Here is a 20,561-nt window from a genome sequence, read left to right as displayed (position 1 = left end):
TATTTCAATCGGCATATATCAACAAAATGAGGTTGGTTTTTTGTGTAAACTATACAAAAAACGCAACCTCATTTTGTTGATATTTTAACGTATTTGATAAATTTTTACCAATCTTTCTTACAACAGCAAATCCTGCCATAATTTTAATCTTTCATCCATAAAGGCTGCAATGGCACTTTTATCTCTTGCTTCCAATATGTCTACCTCTTTCAGATAATTATCCGGGAGTGCATTCAGCTGATTTCTCTCAACCGACACTTCTATCGCTTTGTGCCTTGTAAATGATGCAATCTTACGGATAATGCTGTCCAACTGATATAACATCCTATTCTGAGATATTTCACTCAAATATTCATTAAAACGCTTACTCGCCTGATACATCTTCTCAATATCCGCCGGTGCTTCATTCATGATCCGTTTAAATTCCAAACCAAGTTGTCTCAACTGACGGATATCATCATCCGAAGCATTCAAGATCGCAAGATACAGCACTGAATTGGCCACCGCAATCTTCACCTCCAGAAGTTCCTCCATCGAATGCTCAGACAAAATCAATCCATACAACAACGGATCCAATAATTTGTTATTATATTCTTCAACAACAAAAGTTCCTTCTGAACGCCGTATCTCCAACACTCCAAATGCGACCAGCACCTTAATCGCTTCCCGGATCGCATTGCGGCTTACACCAAGCTTCTCACTAAATTCAATTTCTGTCGGAATCTTATCGCCCGGCTTTAATTCCCCACTGATCAAAGCATCCGTAATTCTCTGTATAATAATCTCAGAGATAGATCCCTTTGGCAATTCCGCAAAAAGATTGTTACTTCCCATACATAAATTCACCTTTCGTATCGAAATATCTCATAAATTTCACATATCCCATATTATAACATCTCTTTTCGGATTTGTGAATCGGGGACGGGGGTTTTTTCAAAAACCCCCGTCCCCAGTGTCCCTTTTTAAAAATATCCTCGCAATTTTTCGATAGCACTTTTTTCAATTCTTGAAACATAAGAACGAGAGATGCCTAACTGCTTAGCAATCTCCCGCTGTGTATACTCTTCTCCGTTATACAATCCATACCGCATTTTCAATACCAGTCTTTCTCTTGGTGACAATTCTGACTCTACCCGCTCATATAATATCTGAATATCATCACTTAGTTCTACTTTTTTATGTGCATCTGTCTCTTCTGTCTCAATAATATCAAAAAGCTGAATTTCATTTCCTTCTCTGTCGGTTCCTATAGGTTCATACAAGGATATTTCTTTGGATGATTTTTTTTTGGCCCGAAGATACATCAAGATTTCATTTTCAATACAGCGTGCCGCATATGTCCCTAATCGAACACATTTTTCTGGATTAAATGTTACGACCGCTTTGATAAGTCCAATAGTTCCGATGGATAATAGGTCTTCCGCCTCTTCTTCATAAGACTGATATTTTTTCACGATATGAGCGACGAGGCGCAGATTCCGCTCGATTAAGATATGTTTCGCTTCAAGATCACCCTCCGTATATTTTTGCAGATATTCTCTTTCTTCCGCTGCAGTGAGGGGTTGGGGAAATGATTTCAAGGAAAGCACCTCTAAGCGTATTTAATATAGTTTATGTAAATTTAATTTCTTTTGTGCTTTTCCATTCAATTTTCTCTATACAAAAAGCGCCAAAAAAGTTATAGTAAATATAAATAACTATAGATTTATATTGACGATTTGGGGTATGTCATGAATCACAAACTGAATAAAACTTTGTATTATAGTATATTTATCATACTGGCTGCACAGCTTAGCATGAATCTTTTTATTGCAGATTTTAAGATTTCTATTGCCATTATTTTTATTCCTGTCTTTTTCTTTTTGACAGAGAACTTCCCCCTGATTCCCGTTACTTTTTGTTCTGCATTTGGCGTATTCGCCTTGCGTGTACTGATGAACTGGTTTCAATCGGGAACGCTGGCTGGAAGTATAGCCTCTTTTTTCCCGGAGACAGGATTTTACATCTGTTACGGTCTTCTTCTCTGCCTGTACACACACTGGCTGAAGAATCGAATCCTATCAAGAATATTGGTTGTTCTGCCACTGATATTCATTGACTACACAGCAAATTTTACGGAACTTTTTTTACGTATGCAAAATGATGCTTTAACAGTTAAGACACAACTTAGTATCTTATTGGTCGCTTGTCTGCGTACATTGGTCATCTGGTGCGTCCTGACCATTTTTGATCGATATAAGTTATTGCTTTTACAGCAAGAACATGAAGATCGCTACAAGCGCCTTCTTCTGTTGATATCCAAATTAAATGGGGAAATGGTCTGGATGCGCAAGAATACCTCGCTTATCGAAGAGACTATGAACACTTCTTATCGACTATTTGAAAAACTAAAAGCATCTGACACAGATCCGGAAATCTCTTCATCTGCTCTGTCAGTGGCAAAAGATATCCATGAAATCAAAAAGGAATATTTGTTGATCTTACGTGGAATATCTGAAGCGCTTGACCAGGAATTTCAAAGCGATGGAATGTATCTGGAAGACCTTCTTACACTATTAAAAGACTCTGTCACTCTGACAGCAAGAGAACAGGGAAAAGAACTTTCCTTATCTGCCAGATGTTCCGATAATTTTTATACAGACAAGCAATACGCACTGATGTCTGTCTTCCGGAATCTATTTAATAATGCTATAGAAGCTGCTACCGAGTCTTGTGTGACAATCTTAGTATCTCAGACTTCCAATTCAGACTTCTGCACATTTGAAGTTACCGATCAAGGTCCCGGTATCAAAGAAGAATATATTAACGAAGTTTTTCATCCTGGATTTTCTACAAAGATTAATTTTACAACTGGGGAAGTCAATCGAGGATTGGGACTAAATCTAGTACAAGATCTGGTCGAAAACCAGCTGAATGGAAAGATAGACCTTACTTCCCGCCCTGGCAAAACTACATTTACCATTCAGATTCCCAGACAAATTCTTGAAAAGAGGTCATAATTATGAAATTCTACCTAATTGATGATGATCAAAATGTCCGAAATATATTAAAAATCATTATTACAGAACGGAACTTAGGTACCATCTGTGGCTCTGCCGATAACGGTCAGGATGCTTTGGATGATCTGCTTTCACTCAAGCCGGACATCGTAATCGTAGACTTATTAATGCCTAAAATGGATGGAATCACTTTTGTGAAACATGCAAAAGCCCAACTTCCTGGTGCATCCTACATCATGCTTTCCCAAGTCTCTTCCAAGGATATGATAGCTTCCGCCTATGAAGCAGGTATTGAATTTTTTATCCAAAAACCACTTAACAGTATCGAGGTCGAGACAGTCATAAAAAAAGTCAGTAGTTCTCTTACCATGCAGCGTACCATGAACAAGATGCAAAATATATTCCTGGAAGGTATGCAGCCAGAGATAAAGCCAGAATCTTCTCTTCCGTCAAACAGCGAATCTTCTTCTACACTCCGCAATGTTTTACAGCAGCTGGGTATTATCGGAGACATTGGAAGCAAAGATATTGCCCTGGTCGCAGAATACCTGATGGAGCATAAAGAACAGATGAATGACACCACATTAAATGAACTTTGCAGCAAGTTCAGTGATTCACCCAAATCCATGGAACAGCGCATCCGTCGAACGGTCAACACCGGGCTTGTCAATCTGGCCCACTTAGGAATTGAAGATTACAGCAATGAAATATTTACCGAATATTCAAATACTCTTTATAATTTTGAGCAGGTTCGAAAAGAGATGGACTATATCCGCGGGAAAAGCAAAAAGCATGGAAATGTAAAGATCAAGAGCTTTCTGAATGCTTTGGTGGTATATTGTCTGTCCCACTAATAATTTCAAAGACATTTTTCTTCGTTATTATATACAGTATCATTAGAGTATTTTTGTGAAATGTCACAAAATTTCTAATGATACTTCTTTTTTTTCGTCTATTTTGATACCGTTTGATACTTTTTGAAGTCTCGTTATTATATTAACTATATCAATAGAGAAACGGAACTTATTCAAAAATTCAATATGAAATGCGAGGGAATGTCTATGTTAACAATTTTATCTGGAGTCGGATTATTATTAATCACATTGGCCGGTTTTTCTTTATTCAGTCTAAAAATGCCCAAAGGACAGCTTGCTATGTCCGGTATGGCCAATGCTGCCATTGCCACATTTTTGGTAGAAGCAGTTCACAAATATATCACTGGCGACTTGTTAGGTCTTGAATTCTTCCGTACAGTTGGTGAAACTTCCGGAAGCCTTGGCGGCGTAGCCGCTGCAATCATGGTTCCTATCTCCATGGGTGCTAATCCGGTCTTTGCAGTGACTGCTGGTGTCGCTGTCGGCGGTTACGGAATCCTGCCAGGATTTATTGCAGGCTATATCGTTGGTCTGGTTTCTCCAATCATCGAAAAGAAATTGCCAGAAGGTCTTAACATGATCGGTGGTGCTTTATTAATCGCACCAATGGCACGTTTTATTGCATTTGCAGTGAACCCTGCGGTTAATGCTACATTAATAAAAATCGGCGGCACGATCTCTGCTGCAACCGAACAGTCTCCGATCGTCATGGGATTCTTACTTGGTGGTATTATAAAGATGATCTGTACATCTCCACTCAGTTCTATGGCACTGACTGCCATGTTGAGCCTAGATGGACTGGCTATGGGAATTGCTGCCATCGCCTGTGTCGGCGGATCCTTTACGAACGGAATCATTTTCTCAAAATTAAAATTAGGTGACAGAAGCAATGTCATCGCAGTGATGTTGGAGCCTTTAACACAGGCTGACATTATTACCACGAACCCAATCCCGATCTATTGTTCTAACTTCTTCGGAGGCGGATTTGCCGGAATATCTGCGGCAGCGTTCCATATCATCAATAATGCACCAGGAACTGCTTCCCCTATCCCTGGACTTCTGGCACCATTTGCTTTCAATTCACCAGTAAAAGTAATTCTTGCACTCGTCTTTGCTGTGCTCGGTGGAATAACAGCTGGATTGATCGGAAGTATGGTATTCAAAAAGCGTGTGAAAACTCCTGCTGCTGAGCTTCTTGGCAATGAAGCTGCAAACGCAGAATGCTAAATCTCAATTATTACTTATTTATTGTAAATATTTCAGGAAATGTAAAGAAAGAGCAGAAACACCTTATCCTTCCAAGGGTTTCTGCTCTTTCACATTCCTATCATACATTAGTTCTTCTAAGTCTCAGGTTCCGCACGCCTCAGGATATCGTACTGTTCTGCCTCTCCTCCAAAGTCAATATACAGTACCTGCTTCGGATGCGGCGCACTCTCCTGCTCATTTCCATCTTCATCGACGATCCGTCTCACCGTCACTTCAATGTTGCGGCCATCCGGTTTCATAATTTCGATCGTCTCTCCGACTGAAAACTTATTTCTCTGTTCGATCCGATACATCCCATCCTTTTCACCGACGATGATTCCCAGATAAGTATACTCCTTGACATACGTATTGCTGTCATAGATCTGGCTCTCTTCGCTCGGCTTTCCAAAATAGAACCCTGTCGTGAACTGACGATAAGTACAATTGGAAATCTGATCCAGATACCATGGCATATTTGCTTTGTATTTCTCCGGATCCTCCAGATAATCATCAATAGCTTTCCGATAAGTTCTAGCTACCGTCGCCACATACAATGCCGTTTTCATACGTCCTTCAATCTTGAAACTGTCAATTCCTGCATCAATCATCTCCGGAATATGCTCAATCATGCACAAATCCTTCGAATTGAAGATATATGTGCCACGCTCATTCTCATAAACCGGCATATATTCACCTGGTCTGGTCTCCTCTACCACCGCATATTTCCAACGGCAAGGATGCGTACATGCTCCTTGATTGGCATCGCGTCCGGTGAAATAATTACTCAACAGACATCTTCCAGAATAAGAGATACACATAGCTCCATGAATGAAGCTTTCAATCTCCATCTCTTCCGGAATACGTTCCCGAATCTCCTTAATCTCTTTTAATGACAGCTCTCTGGCAGATACCACTCGCTTCGCGCCTTGCTTCCACCAGAAACGATACGTTCCATAATTCGTATTATTGGCCTGCGTACTGATGTGACGCTCAATCTCCGGACATATCTCCTTTGCCATCTCAAAGATTGCCGGATCCGCGATAATTAACGCATCCGGACCTATTTCTTTCAATTCTCTCAAATATCCCTCTACGCCCTCCAGATCATCATTGTGGGCAAGAATATTTACCGTTACATGAACTCTCACTCCATGCTCATGGGCAAATTCAATTCCTTCGCGCATATCTTCCATCGAGAAATTCTTCGCTTTCGCACGAAGTCCAAAAGCCTCACCGCCAATATATACTGCATCTGCGCCAAATATAACCGCAGTCTTCAATACTTCCAGGCTGCTGGCTGGAATCAAGAGTTCAGGTCGTCTATTCTTCATTCTGTAATTCTCCTTTATCTTCTACCGTCATGGTCTTCTTCACACTAAGAGCCACACCGTCCCCCAGTGGTATAATGGATGTCTGTAACTGGTCATTATGCTTCAATTCATACAGATATTCCCTCATCCGGCTGTGAATCGTACGATTCCGCCGTTCCACTGCAAACCGTGATTCTATAATATCGCCATCCTGCAACACGTTATCAGACATCAACACACCATCCTTAGAAAGCAGACGAATCGCCTCCGGCATATAGTGAATATACTGTCCCTTAGCCGCATCCATAAATATAAAATCAAACGGCCCTTCCAAAGAACGCATCACCTCAAGCGCATCACCTTCAATCAATGTAATCCGATCTCCCTTGCCCGCACGCTTAAAATTCTCCCGCGCAATCGGAATCCGCTTCTCATACTTCTCAATCGTCGTAATATGCCCATTTTCCGGCAAATACTCACACATCAAAAGCGCCGAAAAACCAATCGCAGTTCCCACCTCAAGAACCCGCACAGGCTTCTTCATCATCAACAACACCTTCAGAAAACTCTGCGTCTCCTTACGGATAATCGGCACATACGTATCCAAAGCTTCCTGCTCAATCTGCTCAATCAACGGACTCTCCGGCGTCTCCAGAGAATGAATATACGTCACCATTCTTTCATCAACAATCATTTTGGGACACCCCTTTTTTCATTTTGGTACACCACAAATCGCAATATGGGACGTAGTAAAATTAAAAAATACTACGTCCCCTTTTTTACACATCCATAATAATTGGCAAGATCATTGGTTTTCTTTTTGTCCGTTTCCAAATGAATTCATTCATGGTATCGCGGATTACCATTTTTATCTTGCTCCAGTCAGCATTACGCTGGTGCAGCAGGCAATCTTCGACTGCTTCTGTCACTATATTACGAGCCTCTTCCATCAGACCTTCTGATTCTCTGACGTAGACAAATCCACGTGATACAATGTCAGGTCCTGCCAGCAATTGGTTACTGCCTTTTTCTAATGTAAGTACTACGATCATGATTCCATCTTCTGCCAGATGTTGTCTGTCACGAAGTACGATATTTCCTACATCTCCTACTCCGAGACCATCTACGAGGATCTCGCCGGTGTGTACTTTATCTACGACTTTAGCCTCTTTATCACTCAATTCCAATACATCGCCTGACTGCAGGATGAAAATATTCTCTTTTGGAATACCAAGATTCATGGCAACTCCTGCGTTTGCTTTTAAGTGACGGTACTCGCCGTGTACCGGTATCGCATATTTTGGCTTTACCAGGGAGTAGATCAATTTTAATTCTTCCTGACATGCATGACCGGATACATGGGCATCGGAGAATATAACGTTAGCTCCTTTGGAGGAGAGTTCATTGATAACCCTGGAAACTGATTTTTCATTACCTGGAATCGGATTCGAACTGAAGATTACCGTATCTCCAGGCATAATGGACACTTTTTTATGCACATCTGCTGCCATACGTGACAGGGCAGCCATAGACTCACCCTGGCTTCCGGTAGTGATCAACACGGTCTTTTCCGGCGGATAATTCTTCAACTGATCAATCTCAACCAATGTATTTTCCGGTACATTCAGATACCCTAACTCCTGGGCAACCTGTATAATATTGACCATGCTTCTTCCTTCTACTACAACCTTACGATTATACTTGCATGCAGAATTGATGATCTGCTGCACACGATCTACATTGGAAGCAAATGTTGCAATGATAATTCTTGAATTCTGATGCTCTGCAAATATGTGGTCAAATGTAATTCCCACGGTACGCTCGGACTGGGTAAATCCTTTCCTCTCCGCATTGGTACTGTCTGACATCAATGCCAGAACTCCTTTCTTACCAATCTCAGCAAAGCGCTGAAGATCAATGGCATCGCCAAATACAGGTGTGTAGTCCACCTTAAAGTCTCCGGTATGGACTACAATTCCTGCCGGTGAATAGATAGCCAGAGCTGCCGCATCCTGAATACTGTGATTTGTCTTAATAAATTCAATTCTAAATTGCCCCAGATTAATAGACTGTCCATGCTTTACTACTTTTCTTCTGGTGCTGCGAAGCAGATTATGCTCTGAAAGCTTCTTCTCAATAATACCCATAGTAAGCTTCGTCGCATAGATAGGAAGATTCATCTCACGCAGCACATAGGACAAAGCTCCAATATGATCTTCATGTCCATGCGTAATCACAAATCCCTTTACCTTCTGAATATTATCTTTCAGATATGTCACATCCGGAATCACAAGATCGATTCCGAGCATATCATCTTCCGGGAATGCCAAACCGCAATCCACGACAATAATACTGTCTTCATATTCGAAGGCAGTAATGTTCATTCCGATCTTCTCAAGTCCTCCGAGCGGAATGATACGCAATTTTCCGATGTTCTCTTTTTTCAAATTTACACCTCCACGTGCTTCTCCGTACTAATTTTGCCCTTTCTGGCATTCTTGGCATTGTCCATAGAACTTTAATTCGTGGTCCAACACGTGAAAACCGGTCTCTTCCTCTATATGACGCTCCAGTTCGTCCAATAAATCATCCTTAAAAGGAAGCACTTTCCCACAAGTTTTACATATCAAATGATGGTGATGGTGTCTTTCCACTCCATCGAAAGACTCACCAATCTCATAACGCACACATCCATCATCAAGATTGATACGATCCACCAATTGCATTTCTAATAACAATTGCACTGTCCGGTAAATAGTTGCCAGCCCAATCTCCGGGTAGTCCTCTTTTACCAGTTCATAAATATCTTCTGCAGTCATATGTCTGTCTCTGTGTTCTGCCAGCACCTGCAATACAAGCAACCTCTGATTGGTTACTTTAAGACCCTTTTCTTTCAGCATTTCTTTAAACTTTTCTTTACTGATAGACATAGTATATTACCTTTCAATATCAACATCCTCGAGCAGTTCCTCAAACACTTTTGAAACAGCAGTAAGCTCCACGTCATCATCTACGATCTCATAGACGCTGTCTGCTGACGCTTCATCTGATGTATCCTTCAGAATTAAACATTCCGCTTCATCATCCTCCGAATCAGTGACCAGAATATAAGATACCCCGTTCACCTTGGTCTGCTCTAGCACAAAAAAATCTATCTCTTCCTGTATCTCTTCCGACATGAATTTAATCTTTTCCATATATATACACCTCGAAAATGGTTTTAGTTCATGTGAATCGAGTCCAAATATCCTTGTAATATAAAAACAGCCGCAATTTTATCAATGTATTTTTTGCGGTCTTCTCGCCTTACTTTATTCTCAATCAAAGTCCGTTCTGCTTCTACTGTAGTCAGACGCTCGTCCCACATCACGACTTCCAGGCCGGTCCGTCGGGAAAGCATCTTTCCAAACTCTATTGAATGTTCTGCCCGATCCCCAATATCATTATTCATATGCTTCGGAAGGCCAAGTACAATCCGCTCTACCCCGTACTCTTCAATCAACGCTTCAATCCGTGCACAGGTCTTACGCAGTTTGTTCTCGTCCTTTCGGCATATGGTCTCTATTCCTTGAGCAGTAATTCCCAAAGGATCACTGATTGCCACTCCTACGGTCTTAGAACCGTAATCCAGTCCCATGATTCTCATAGAAATTATACCCACTTATTATGCTCAATATACGTCTTAAGCATCTCTTCTACCAATTCATCTCGCTCCATCTTCATGATCAGGCTTCTGGCTCCATTATGGCTGGTAATATATGTCGGGTCTCCTGACATAATATAACCCACAATCTGATTCACAGGATTGTATCCCTTTTCACTCAATGCCTTGTACACAATCTCAAGTATATCTTTTGCTTGAATTTGTGGACCGCTTTCTACCTGAAAAAACTGAGTGCTGCTTAAATCTTTCATATACTCACGTCCTCCAAAAATACTTCAATGTTATTCTACCCTATTAGCACCAAAAATTCAATGCATTATTTGCAACTGACTCTCAATTTCTACATTTACCAGTTGATTCGTCAGATTCTCTGTCGTTTTCTGACCAATTTTTACATACTCTTTCGTATGTCCCACCTGGTACTTCTCTCCTTCGTGAAGAATCTCTTCTTCCATCAATACTTCCTGCGTCGTTCCAATCAACGCTTCCTCATAATTCCTCTGTTTTCTGCGACTCAATTCCAGAAGTTCATTACTCCTGACTGTCTTCACCGTCTCCGGCACCTGGTTCTCCATCTTGGCTGCAAGGGTACCCTCACGTCTAGAATACTTGAATACATGCGTCTCATAGAAATTCACCTTATCTACAAATGCTTTTGACTGTGCAAACTCTTCTTCTGTCTCCCCAGGGAATCCAACGATTACATCCGTCGTCAATGCTGGATTATGAAAATATTTCCGCAGAAGGACACACTTCTCATAATACTCTTCTGCCGTATAGCGACGATTCATCCGCTTCAATGTCGCATCACACCCACTCTGCAAAGACAAGTGGAAATGCGGACACATCTTCGGAAGACTGGCAAGAGTACGTGCAAATTCTTCCGTAATGATGCGCGGTTCCAGAGAACCGAGACGGATTCTCTGAATTCCCGGAACCTCATGAATATCCAGAATCAGATTCAACAGATGATCTCCCGTATCCATTCCATAAGAACTCAGATGAATTCCTGTCAGAACGACTTCCTTATAACCATTGGAAGCCAATCCCCGTACTTCCCGAAGTACACTTTCATGATCACGGCTTCGAACCCTTCCTCTTGCATAAGGAATAATACAGTAAGAACAGAATTGATTACATCCATCCTGCACTTTAATATATGCTCTGGTATGCTCTGCTGTTCTGGTCAGATGCATTTCCTCATACTCCTTCGTATGGTTGATATCCACCATCTCCTGGCAGGAACCTTCCCTTCCTCTTTCATACTCCTTTAAAATCTCAATAATATCTTTCTTTCGGTTATTCCCGACCACAATATCAATGCACTCATCCAACTCGTCCGCTTTCGCCTGCACATAGCATCCACAAGCCACAACAATCGCATGCGGATTCATCTTTCTGGCACGGTGCAGCATCTGCCGTGATTTACGGTCCGCCATATTGGTCACCGTACATGTATTAATAATATAGATGTCTGCCCCTTCCTTAAAAGGGACGATCTCATAGCCATGTTCCTCCAGGAGTTCCTGCATCGCCTCTGTCTCGTATGCATTGACCTTACATCCCAGATTATGTAATGCTACTTTCTTCATATCTTCCCACAAACCCTTTCTATGCATATTGTTGTAAGATTCATTAAAATTAATTTACATTCTTTGGCAAATTGTTCCTTGACTTTTATACCCCTTACTCTTAAGATGTTTATAGAACACGAAATGAAGCTAAGGAGGTATTTCCAACATGAAAACAGTTCAGATTTCTTTAAATTCGATCGATAAGGTAAAATCTTTTGTAAATGATATCACAAAGTTCGACTATGATTTTGATCTGGTATCTGGAAGATACGTTATTGATGCAAAATCTATCATGGGTATCTTCAGTTTGGATCTTTCTAAACCAATTGATCTGAATATCCATGCTGACAATGCAGAAATCGACACAATTCTTGAGACATTAAAACCATACATCTGCTAATAAAATGATGGAAAATGATCAGGCCTTGTATCTTACAGGGTCTGACCTTTTTTTCTCAACCAGATCTATTACGCTTACTTCACTTCGATAATCTCTACAGTATCAATTGCTTCCTGTACCAACTGATCAATCTTCTCACTCAAGTTCTCTTCAGAACGGCGGATCACATCGATATTCGGCTTCGTAACCGGATGCTTTGCCACAAAGATCGTACAACAATCTTCAAAAGGCTGAATAGATGTATCATACGTATCTATTTTCTCTGCGATGTCTACAATCTCCTGCTTGTCGAATCCGATAACCGGACGATAGACTGGAATCGTACAGACATCGTTCGTTGCTGCCAGACTCTGCATCGTCTGACTGGCTACTTGTCCAATACTCTCTCCGGTAATCAGTCCAAGGCATCCATCTTCCTTTGCAAAATGCTCCGCAATACGCATCATATAACGACGCATAATAATCGTCAGTTCATCGTGCGGACACTGATCATAAATATACAATTGAATATCTGTAAAATTCACTACATGAAGCTTGATCGGTCCAGAATAGCGAGAAACGATTCTCGCCAAGTCTATCACCTTCTGCTTCGCACGTTCGCTGGTATACGGCGGTGCATGGAAATAAGTAGCCTCAATGCCTACTCCGCGCTTGGATATCATATAACCAGCTACCGGGCTGTCTATTCCTCCTGATAACAGAAGCATCGCTTTTCCATTGGTTCCAACCGGCATTCCACCTGCTCCAGGAATAATCTGAGAATAAACATAGATTTCATTTCTCACTTCCACATTCAACATCACATCCGGGTGATGTACATCTACACGAATCTCTGGAAATGCATCCAGAATCGCCTCTCCAAGATCACAGTTAATCTCCATAGAATTCTTTGGATAAGACTTTCTGGCACGTCTGGATTCTACCTTAAATGTCAGATTCTTGTCCGGATATACTTCATCCATATATGCAACTACATCTTTTTTCAGCTGGTCAAACCCCCGATCTTCCATGCGGACAACCGGACAGATTCCAACCACACCGAATACTCTCTTCAGATGCTCCACTGCATCATCGTAATCATAATCTCCCTCACAGTCCACATAGATCCTTGCCTGAGACTTGTGTACCTGAAATTCTCCATCTACATCCTTCAGGGCGAAGCGCACCTGTCTGACGAGTGCATCCTCAAACAGGTAGCGATTCTTTCCTTTAATTCCTATCTCACCGTATTTTAACAAAAAAGTATGAAATCTCATCTTCTATTCTCCTATCAGATTCTCCTAATGTCTGGTATATCTTCTCAACATCGGTACTATATTATATAGTGTCTCCAGCGTATCGTCAATCTCTTCTAAGGTTGTAAATTCTGACATACTGAACCTAAGCGTCGCATCCAGGAATTCCTGTTTTGCTCCAATCCCTTTGAGAACGCCGCTGATCTGCGGATGATTGGAAGCACATGCCGAACCGGAAGACACATAGATTCCCTTATCTTCTAACGCATGCAACAATACTTCACTTCGAATTCCAGCAAATCCCACGCTGATAATATGCGGTGCTGAAGTCTCATCATACAATCCATGAATCGTTATATCCTCAATCTGACTGACGCCATCGATAAAATGCTGCTTCAATTCTCGCATCTTTGCCACTTTGGCGTCCAGATCCTTGTAAATCGTCCTGGCTGCCAGAGAAAGTCCGGCAATTCCCGGAACATTTTCCGTACCGGAACGGATATCCTTCTGCTGTCCGCCTCCGAATACGATTGGCTTGATCTTAACATTCTCACCGATATATAATGCCCCCGTTCCTTTCGGGCCATGGATCTTATGGCCACTGATAGAACACATATCTACCTTTAATTTCTTCGGATATATATGATACTTGCCAAAGCCCTGTACTGCATCTACATGGAACAGGATATTCTTATTATAAGCCTTCACAATACTTGCAGCTTCCTGTATGGGCTGCACCGATCCTACTTCATTATTCACATACATAATGGACACCAGAATCGTATCCTTACAAAGCGCATCCTGCAAAGCATCCAGCTTCACTCTTCCGTACTTATCAACAGGAAGATAGGTAACACGAAAACCTTCCTCTTCCTCCAGATATCGCATCGTATTAATGATTGCCGGATGTTCAATGGATGTTGTGATCAGATGCTTTCCAGACCTGTGATTCGCTCTTGCAGCACCAATCAGCGCCAGATTATCACTCTCTGTTCCGCCAGAAGTAAAGAACACTTCCTTCTCCTGAACCTTCAAAAGCTTCGCAAATGTCTCCTTTGCTTCTTTTATATACTTCTCTGCCTCCACGCCTTTTGCATGCATGGAAGACGGATTGCCATAGTCTTCACACATTACCTTCCGCACAAGATCCCCGACACTATCATAAGCCCGGGTCGTCGCGGAATTGTCCAAATAGATCTCTTTCATCATTTTCACTTCCTATGCTTCTTCTTACTACCAGATTATGTGATTACCCTTCCAAATGGAACATCAAAACGGATAATGTCGTAAGTCCTGCCGTCTCTGTCCGCAAGATTCTCTTTCCCAATGTAATTGCATGGGCACCATACTCTAACGCCTGTTCTACTTCCTCTTTTTCGAATCCACCTTCTGGCCCGATAAAGATTCCAATCGATTGTCCGGGATAAATGGATTCAATCACAGATTTGGTTTCCTCCATCCCCTCAGCAAGTTCATATGGAATCAGTACAATATCTAACTTCGAAGCACACTCCAATGCCTCACGATAAGACATCACATCTGCCACTTCCGGGATATATCCTCGCCCTGCCTGCTTCGCTGCGCTCTGGGCAATCTGCTGCCATCGTTCCACCTTCCTGGCAGCCTTCTTCGCATCCAGCTTCACGACCGCACGCTTTGTTGCCACAGGAATAACCTGATAAACTCCCAATTCGACCGATTTCTGTACGATCAGTTCCATCTTATCCTGCTTCGGCAATCCCTGGAACAGATAGATCTTCGAAGGCAACTCTGTATCCACCGGCCATTCTTCCAGGATCTTCAACACCGCCAGATCTTCCTCATAACGCTCTACCGCACACCGATACTGGAGATTATTGCCATCACTGACCATCAATTCTTCTCCTGTACGCATGCGCAGAACATTCTTCATATGATTCACATCAGAACCTTCCACATAGATCCATTCTTCCTTCACCTGTGAAGGTGTCACAAAAAAATGCTGCATACTCTGCTCCTAATTCTTTCTCGCTGTAACAGACACCCATTCTCCCTGATGATTCACTTCCAGGACCTCAAGGCCAGATGCCTTCACAGCTTCTACAACCACTTCTTCTTTCACATCTATAATACCACTGGTAATATAGATTCCGCCAGCCTTCAGTTGATGGAGAATGACCGGCGTCAACGGGATCAGAACATCTGCCAGAATATTTGCCACTACGATATCGTATTTCTCATATCCGACTTTATCCTGAACTTCCTTGTCATCAATAATATTGCCAATCATGACTTCATACTGGTCTTTCCGAATCCCATTAACTTCCATATTCTCATGGGTAGCATCAATCGCACATGGATCCAGATCCGTACCTACAGAATGCTTTGCACCAAATTTGAGTGCCAACATCCCCAGGATTCCGCTTCCACATCCCACATCCAGGATCTCTGTATCTTCCGTCACGTATTTCTTCAACTGACGGATACAAAGCTGGGTCGTCTCATGCATTCCTGTTCCAAATGCAGTTCCCGGATCGATATGAATAATCATCTTATCCTGATCCTTCGGCTCGACATTCTCCCAGGACGGAATTACAAGGATATCATCAATATAAAACTGGTGAAAATACTTCTTCCAGTTATTCACCCAGTCTACATCCTCTGTCTGAGATTCCTCAATCGTGCACTCACCCACGTCCAGATAACTTCTCATCTCTTCCAGTTCTCTGCGCACCTGCATCAGGATGGTTCCTGTGTCCTCATCTTCATCCAGATAAAACGTCAGATAAGCCTTTCCGTCATCTTCCGGCATATCCGGCAATATGTCTACGAACATCTGCTCTTTGTCTCCCTGAGTCAAAGGTACCTTATCCTCAATCTGTACCCCCTGGATTCCCAGATCCATCAACATACTGCTGACAATATCTTCTGCTTCTGTTGTCGTCGTCAAACGAAATTGATTCCACTTCATCAGTCTTCTCCTTTTTTCTGAACATTACTTCTACGTCATTCGTCTCTATATTACGCCCAGATGCTCCAGCAGAATCTTACATCCCATAAGAACCAGGATAATACCGCCAATAATCTCTGCCTTCGTCTGGTATTTTGTTCCGAATACATTGCCTATTTTAACACCTGCGACGGATAAAGTAAATGTAATCACCCCAATAAAACTTACTGCAGGTACAATATTTACCTGTAAAAAGGCAAATGTCACCCCAACTGCCAATGCATCAATACTGGTTGCCACCGCAAGACCCAACATGGTTCTCACATCCAATGACTCATCCGTCTCCTCGCACTCATCACAGGAACCCAGTGCTTCCCGAATCATATTTCCTCCTATGATTCCCAACAGGATAAACGCAATCCAATGATCAACCGAAGTAATGACATCTTTAAACTGCACACCCAGAATATAACCAATCAACGGCATCAATGCCTGAAATCCACCAAAATACAGTCCAACAATCCCCGCCTTGCTCCACGTACACCGCTTCATCGCAAGGCCCTTACAGACAGATACTGCAAATGCATCCATAGACAAGCCTACCGCAATCAAAAATAATTCTATCAATCCCATATTCCTTCTCCTTTTGTGAATATTCTATCTTCCGGATACCTGGCAACAGGAGTGCATATAAAAAGACCTATCCGTGGCATATCCACGGATAAGTCTCATCATTTAAAGTAATGCCAGATGCCTTGTGCATCAGTATGTTGACAAAACTACGCATTCTTAGCGCCAACTACTCCCTTACCGTAATTGATATTATAGAAATTCTTTCGATTGCTGTCAATAAAAAACACAAAAATTATCCAAGTTATACTAGCTTCTCCCACTCTTTCTCACGGAATCCGACCAACACCAGATCATCCGTCACAACAATCGGACGCTTCACCAGCATTCCATCAGAAGCCAGCAAGTCATACTGCTCTTCTTCAGACATCTCAGGAAGCCGATCCTTCAACTGCATCTCCCGATAGAGCATACCACTGGTATTAAAAAATTTCTTCAATGGAAGTCCACTCCTCTGATGCCATTCGATCAATTCCTCTTTCGTAGGATTCTGAAGCTTAACATCCCGCGCTTCAAATATAATCTGCTTCTCTTCCAGCCATTTCTTTGCCCTCTGGCAAGTACTGCATTTTGGATAATATACGAATAACATTCTTCTTTCTCCTCCTCTTATTTCAAAGCAGTATTCAGATCCTGTTCCACTTCATCTAATTCCTTCAGGATCTCCTGTTGCTGTTCATCGAACAGTAACCGCTTGTTATAGCGATAATATTTATCACAATCGTTGTCTTTCAGAAACTGAATACTGTAATAATTCGTATTCAGTTCTGTGACGAAGGCAACCATCTCCTGACTGTCTCCAAATGCATCTTCCATAAAATCAAACGCATGATTCAGTGACTGTAATGTATGTTCCACTGCTTGCTCCCGTACTCCCACTGACTGTTGAAATTCCTCTTTTACCCTGGCAAATGCCGCCTCACCTGTAAGATGATCTTGCTGTACCATCTGTCCGAACCGCTCTAAAGTCTCAACAACCTTTCGATAAATCTTATCCTGCAGTTTCGTCAACTGCTCTGCCTTACGCAAGATCTCATAAGCACCTTCCGCCTGAGCAGTCACTTCTTCCAGATTCAGATTCTCCTTGTACAGTCGTAGATATTCATACAGCATCGTCACATACTGATCTTCTACAAAGGATTCCTTGAACAGACTTCCCAGTCTTCCAATCAACATATGAACCACACTCAGCCGTTCATCAAACGGAGCATAATTCAGCTGTTCCAGAGTCTCTTTACTATAACAGCCTTCTATAATCTTCTCCAGTCCATAATCCTTCTTATATTTCTCATATAACACCAGATAATTAGCAAAATCCTTAGCAATCTTCCAGTGCTGGATATACTGATGGACCACCTCGCGGTCTGCTTTTTTACCCAAAGCTTCATATACCTTCAAAAGCTGAGACAGATCTTCCCAGCCACGGGCTGTTGCAAATACCTTCCCATCTACCGTCGTCTCAATCCGGTAAAAATGATCCTTGCGGATCTCGAGGTATGCCAGAATCGCCGGATGAATCTCCGCCTGATAAGCATATTCCTTCCACACTTCATAATTCTCTTCCACATCAATCTTCTTGATACGGTCCAAAGTCACGATATCAAAGTCTCGCACGGACTTATTATATTCCGGCGGGTTTCCCGCTGCCACAATGATCCATCCTTCCGGCACCTTCTGGTTGCCGAACATCTTACACTGCAAGAACTGCAGCATTGTCGGTGCCAAAGTCTCTGATACACAGTTAATCTCATCTATGAAAAGAATTCCCTCTTTGATTCCTGTAGCCTCTATCTTATCATACACCGAAGCAATGATCTCACTCATGGTATACTCTGTGACCGAATGCTTCTTACCACCGTACATCTTCTCCTGAATGAATGGCAGACCGATAGCACTCTGCCGCGTATGATGCGTAATCGTATAAGACACCAGTCCAATCTTACACTCCTTCGCAATCTGCTCCATGATCTGTGTCTTACCGATTCCCGGAGGTCCCATCAGAAGAATCGGGCGCTGCCTGATCGCCGGTATCATATACTCCCCATCCGCATCTTTCTTCAAATATGCTTCAATCGAATCCTTAATCTCTTGTTTTGCTCTCTTGATATCCATAATCTGTCCTTTTTATCTCCGCTCTATCATTTATTCGGTAATGTCCTCATAATACTTTTTAGCCGTGCCCTGAAATTTCACAAACAATGGATAATACACATTTATAATATCCTGAAATCTTTCTTTTGCAAACTGTATTGTATCGATTAATATATTTGCTTTCCATATTTTTTTATATCCTCCAAAAGAAATTCATTGTGAATACTGTCATAATCAAAAATGTCTATCTTTCGCAGCGTGTCAATTTCTTCCAGTTCTCGTTCAAGCTTTTCAACATCTTTACACCCATATACCACAAAATCAATATCACTGGTTGGCAATGCAGTACCTGTAGCAAAAGAACCAAACAAATCCAATCGTTCTACGCCATGATCCTGGCATATTCGCGTCACTTTATCAATCAATTCTGATACTGGCATCACATTCATTATAAAGGCCCCCTCTTTTCCATCATACTTAAAGCCGATTTTATTTTACTTCAAAGGAAATATAATATCAAGACTCTCTCAACTGAACACTGATAGAATTCCTCTGCATCTCTTTCTGATATGTGCCTGAATTGGCATGAATATTGTGATTGTTACGATAACCGGATATTATAAAGCCATATAACTTTACAACATCCGGTCATAGATATGATATTACTGAATATAGAATCCGCACTTTACATCTGACTCAGGAACTCCTCCAGGGAATCTGCTTTGGCCGCTAGTTTCAACCATCTTGTCAGTGTCTGCAGATTCTTCTCATCTTCGATTCTGCTTCGAAGATCTGCTGGAAGCTGGCATTTATCTTCCAATAAATCCAATATATCTTCTATTTTGGCTTCCACTTTTCCCTCTGCGCGTTCATCTCTCAACATCTCTTCAAAGATCATAAAACGCTCCTCCATTTCACGATTCGATTTTACCCTATAGATGGTATTCTGAAGTTTTCTTACAAAATCATCTTTAAAATCGATTTCACTTTCGTCAAGATCTGCTTTAACAAAGTGCAGGAACTTCACAAGCTCTTCCGGAACTTCTTCTTCATTTTCCCCACGTGTACTCAGAAAAATACTTTTACAGCCTTCCCGAAGCATTACATCTGCATCTTCTGCACAGCGCCATTCAAAAGTATAACGATACCTTTTCTTACCAAATGGGTCAAAATCACAAATGAAAATAACGTACACATCTGGCAGTTCCGCGTAATCACTGCCACTTAGCAACAACTCCATATCAATTTGTCCATGATAATAACGGGATCGCTTTCCCAATTCTGACTTCTTTGCGACCTGCATCTCCACGTTATAACGCGTATTTTTCTCATCCTTAGCATAGACATCCAAACGAACCCCTTTATATTCCGGATGATACACGATACTTTTTTCTTTACTGACTTCTACCCGGTCAATTGGAAACCCTAACGCAAGTTCCAGAAAACTCTTACAATTATCTTCTTCCATCATCACCGCGCCGAACATGAAATTGTCCTTGATCGTAAGTTCCTTTAATTGTTTCCTTTGCTTCATAATATTTCCTCCACATATGCAGAGGAATTCTATGAGTTGATTATAGCATATGAAATCAAGTGATACTATATA

General features: G+C 41.7%; 23 protein-coding genes. 4 read left to right on the top strand and 19 right to left on the bottom strand.

From position 1 onward, the window contains the following. Positions 1–117: 117 nt before the first annotated feature. Both ACQRBH_RS09885 and sigK read right to left on the bottom strand, forming a co-directional pair. Positions 118–834 carry a FadR/GntR family transcriptional regulator gene (locus ACQRBH_RS09885; protein ID WP_235232169.1) on the bottom strand — a complete coding sequence of 239 codons (717 nt, stop codon included), beginning with the start codon at positions 832–834 and terminating at the stop codon, positions 118–120. 128 nt (positions 835–962) lie between these two features. Next, complete coding sequence (gene sigK, locus ACQRBH_RS09880) at positions 963–1,580, bottom strand: RNA polymerase sporulation sigma factor SigK (protein ID WP_427761512.1); 618 nt, start codon at positions 1,578–1,580, stop codon at positions 963–965. 150 nt (positions 1,581–1,730) lie between these two features. On the opposite strand from sigK, the gene ACQRBH_RS09875 reads away from it, so the two are divergent. From ACQRBH_RS09875 to ACQRBH_RS09865, 3 genes are all read left to right on the top strand, one after another. Next, positions 1,731–2,999, top strand: coding sequence for a sensor histidine kinase (locus tag ACQRBH_RS09875; protein ID WP_427761511.1), 1,269 nt, complete (start codon positions 1,731–1,733; stop codon positions 2,997–2,999). 2 nt (positions 3,000–3,001) lie between these two features. After that, a complete protein-coding gene (locus ACQRBH_RS09870) occupies positions 3,002–3,853 on the top strand; it encodes a response regulator (RefSeq protein WP_427744958.1) in 852 nt (283 codons plus the stop codon). A gap of 207 nt (positions 3,854–4,060) precedes the next feature. Beyond that, the gene (locus ACQRBH_RS09865) at positions 4,061–5,101 is read left to right on the top strand and encodes a PTS sugar transporter subunit IIC (protein WP_427761510.1); all 1,041 of its coding nucleotides are present in this window, start codon (positions 4,061–4,063) and stop codon (positions 5,099–5,101) included. Positions 5,102–5,217: 116 nt separating this feature from the next. On the opposite strand, the gene ACQRBH_RS09860 is transcribed toward ACQRBH_RS09865, so the two are convergent. The 8 genes from ACQRBH_RS09860 to mtaB all read right to left on the bottom strand — a co-directional run bounded on the left by ACQRBH_RS09860 (position 5,218) and on the right by mtaB (position 11,688). Next, on the bottom strand, positions 5,218–6,453 hold the full coding sequence (locus ACQRBH_RS09860) for a peptidase U32 family protein (RefSeq protein WP_427761509.1): 1,236 nt from the start codon (positions 6,451–6,453) through the stop codon (positions 5,218–5,220). Then, the gene (locus ACQRBH_RS09855; RefSeq protein ID WP_427761508.1) at positions 6,443–7,126 is read right to left on the bottom strand and encodes an O-methyltransferase; all 684 of its coding nucleotides are present in this window, start codon (positions 7,124–7,126) and stop codon (positions 6,443–6,445) included. The genes ACQRBH_RS09860 and ACQRBH_RS09855 overlap by 11 nt, the downstream gene beginning before the upstream one ends. Before the next feature lie 85 nt (positions 7,127–7,211). Next, positions 7,212–8,879 (bottom strand): ribonuclease J, encoded by a 1,668-nt coding sequence (locus ACQRBH_RS09850; protein ID WP_427744776.1) that lies wholly within the window; start codon positions 8,877–8,879, stop codon positions 7,212–7,214. Between the two features lie 27 nt (positions 8,880–8,906). Then, positions 8,907–9,362: a Fur family transcriptional regulator gene (locus ACQRBH_RS09845; protein WP_235232161.1), complete on the bottom strand. Its 456-nt coding sequence runs from the start codon at positions 9,360–9,362 to the stop codon at positions 8,907–8,909. A gap of 6 nt (positions 9,363–9,368) precedes the next feature. Further along, entirely contained in the window at positions 9,369–9,629 is a 261-nt protein-coding gene (locus ACQRBH_RS09840) for a DUF1292 domain-containing protein (RefSeq protein WP_235232159.1), read from the bottom strand. 23 nt (positions 9,630–9,652) lie between these two features. Continuing rightward, entirely contained in the window at positions 9,653–10,078 is a 426-nt protein-coding gene (gene ruvX / locus ACQRBH_RS09835; protein ID WP_235232158.1) for a Holliday junction resolvase RuvX, read from the bottom strand. Between the two features lie 5 nt (positions 10,079–10,083). Next, on the bottom strand, positions 10,084–10,347 hold the full coding sequence (locus ACQRBH_RS09830; protein WP_235232156.1) for an IreB family regulatory phosphoprotein: 264 nt from the start codon (positions 10,345–10,347) through the stop codon (positions 10,084–10,086). Positions 10,348–10,404: 57 nt separating this feature from the next. Next, positions 10,405–11,688, bottom strand: coding sequence for a tRNA (N(6)-L-threonylcarbamoyladenosine(37)-C(2))-methylthiotransferase MtaB (mtaB, locus tag ACQRBH_RS09825; protein ID WP_427761507.1), 1,284 nt, complete (start codon positions 11,686–11,688; stop codon positions 10,405–10,407). A 148-nt stretch (positions 11,689–11,836) separates the two neighbouring features. Here mtaB and ACQRBH_RS09820 point away from each other — a divergent pair, with 148 nt between their 5' ends. Continuing rightward, a complete protein-coding gene (locus tag ACQRBH_RS09820; RefSeq protein WP_235232153.1) occupies positions 11,837–12,070 on the top strand; it encodes an HPr family phosphocarrier protein in 234 nt (77 codons plus the stop codon). Between the two features lie 74 nt (positions 12,071–12,144). Here the strand turns inward: ACQRBH_RS09820 and thiI are convergent, their stop codons facing one another. The 9 genes from thiI to ACQRBH_RS09775 form a co-directional block, all read right to left on the bottom strand. Beyond that, the gene (gene thiI, locus ACQRBH_RS09815; RefSeq protein WP_347375993.1) at positions 12,145–13,326 is read right to left on the bottom strand and encodes a tRNA uracil 4-sulfurtransferase ThiI; all 1,182 of its coding nucleotides are present in this window, start codon (positions 13,324–13,326) and stop codon (positions 12,145–12,147) included. 24 nt (positions 13,327–13,350) lie between these two features. Then, the gene (locus tag ACQRBH_RS09810) at positions 13,351–14,511 is read right to left on the bottom strand and encodes a cysteine desulfurase family protein (RefSeq protein ID WP_427761524.1); all 1,161 of its coding nucleotides are present in this window, start codon (positions 14,509–14,511) and stop codon (positions 13,351–13,353) included. A gap of 43 nt (positions 14,512–14,554) precedes the next feature. After that, a complete protein-coding gene (locus ACQRBH_RS09805) occupies positions 14,555–15,292 on the bottom strand; it encodes a 16S rRNA (uracil(1498)-N(3))-methyltransferase (RefSeq protein WP_427761506.1) in 738 nt (245 codons plus the stop codon). Between the two features lie 9 nt (positions 15,293–15,301). Then, a complete protein-coding gene (prmA, locus tag ACQRBH_RS09800; RefSeq protein WP_427761505.1) occupies positions 15,302–16,255 on the bottom strand; it encodes a 50S ribosomal protein L11 methyltransferase in 954 nt (317 codons plus the stop codon). Positions 16,256–16,300: 45 nt separating this feature from the next. Then, the gene (locus tag ACQRBH_RS09795; RefSeq protein ID WP_427761504.1) at positions 16,301–16,867 is read right to left on the bottom strand and encodes a manganese efflux pump MntP family protein; all 567 of its coding nucleotides are present in this window, start codon (positions 16,865–16,867) and stop codon (positions 16,301–16,303) included. Positions 16,868–17,108: 241 nt separating this feature from the next. Next, positions 17,109–17,456, bottom strand: a complete 348-nt coding sequence (locus tag ACQRBH_RS09790) for an arsenate reductase family protein (protein WP_235232147.1) — start codon at positions 17,454–17,456, stop codon at positions 17,109–17,111. A 17-nt stretch (positions 17,457–17,473) separates the two neighbouring features. Beyond that, positions 17,474–18,976: an ATP-binding protein gene (locus tag ACQRBH_RS09785; protein ID WP_427761503.1), complete on the bottom strand. Its 1,503-nt coding sequence runs from the start codon at positions 18,974–18,976 to the stop codon at positions 17,474–17,476. 146 nt (positions 18,977–19,122) lie between these two features. Then, the gene (locus ACQRBH_RS09780; RefSeq protein ID WP_427761502.1) at positions 19,123–19,404 is read right to left on the bottom strand and encodes a nucleotidyltransferase family protein; all 282 of its coding nucleotides are present in this window, start codon (positions 19,402–19,404) and stop codon (positions 19,123–19,125) included. 236 nt (positions 19,405–19,640) lie between these two features. After that, positions 19,641–20,489 (bottom strand): Rpn family recombination-promoting nuclease/putative transposase, encoded by an 849-nt coding sequence (locus tag ACQRBH_RS09775; RefSeq protein ID WP_427761501.1) that lies wholly within the window; start codon positions 20,487–20,489, stop codon positions 19,641–19,643. Positions 20,490–20,561 lie beyond the last annotated feature (72 nt).

Origin of the sequence: Bariatricus sp. SGI.161, from assembly GCF_050313695.1 — a bacterium.
GTDB lineage: Bacteria > Bacillota > Clostridia > Lachnospirales > Lachnospiraceae > JAFBIX01.
The sequence above is the reverse complement of the archived record's forward strand: the minus strand, read 5'-3'. Positions and strand labels throughout refer to the sequence as shown.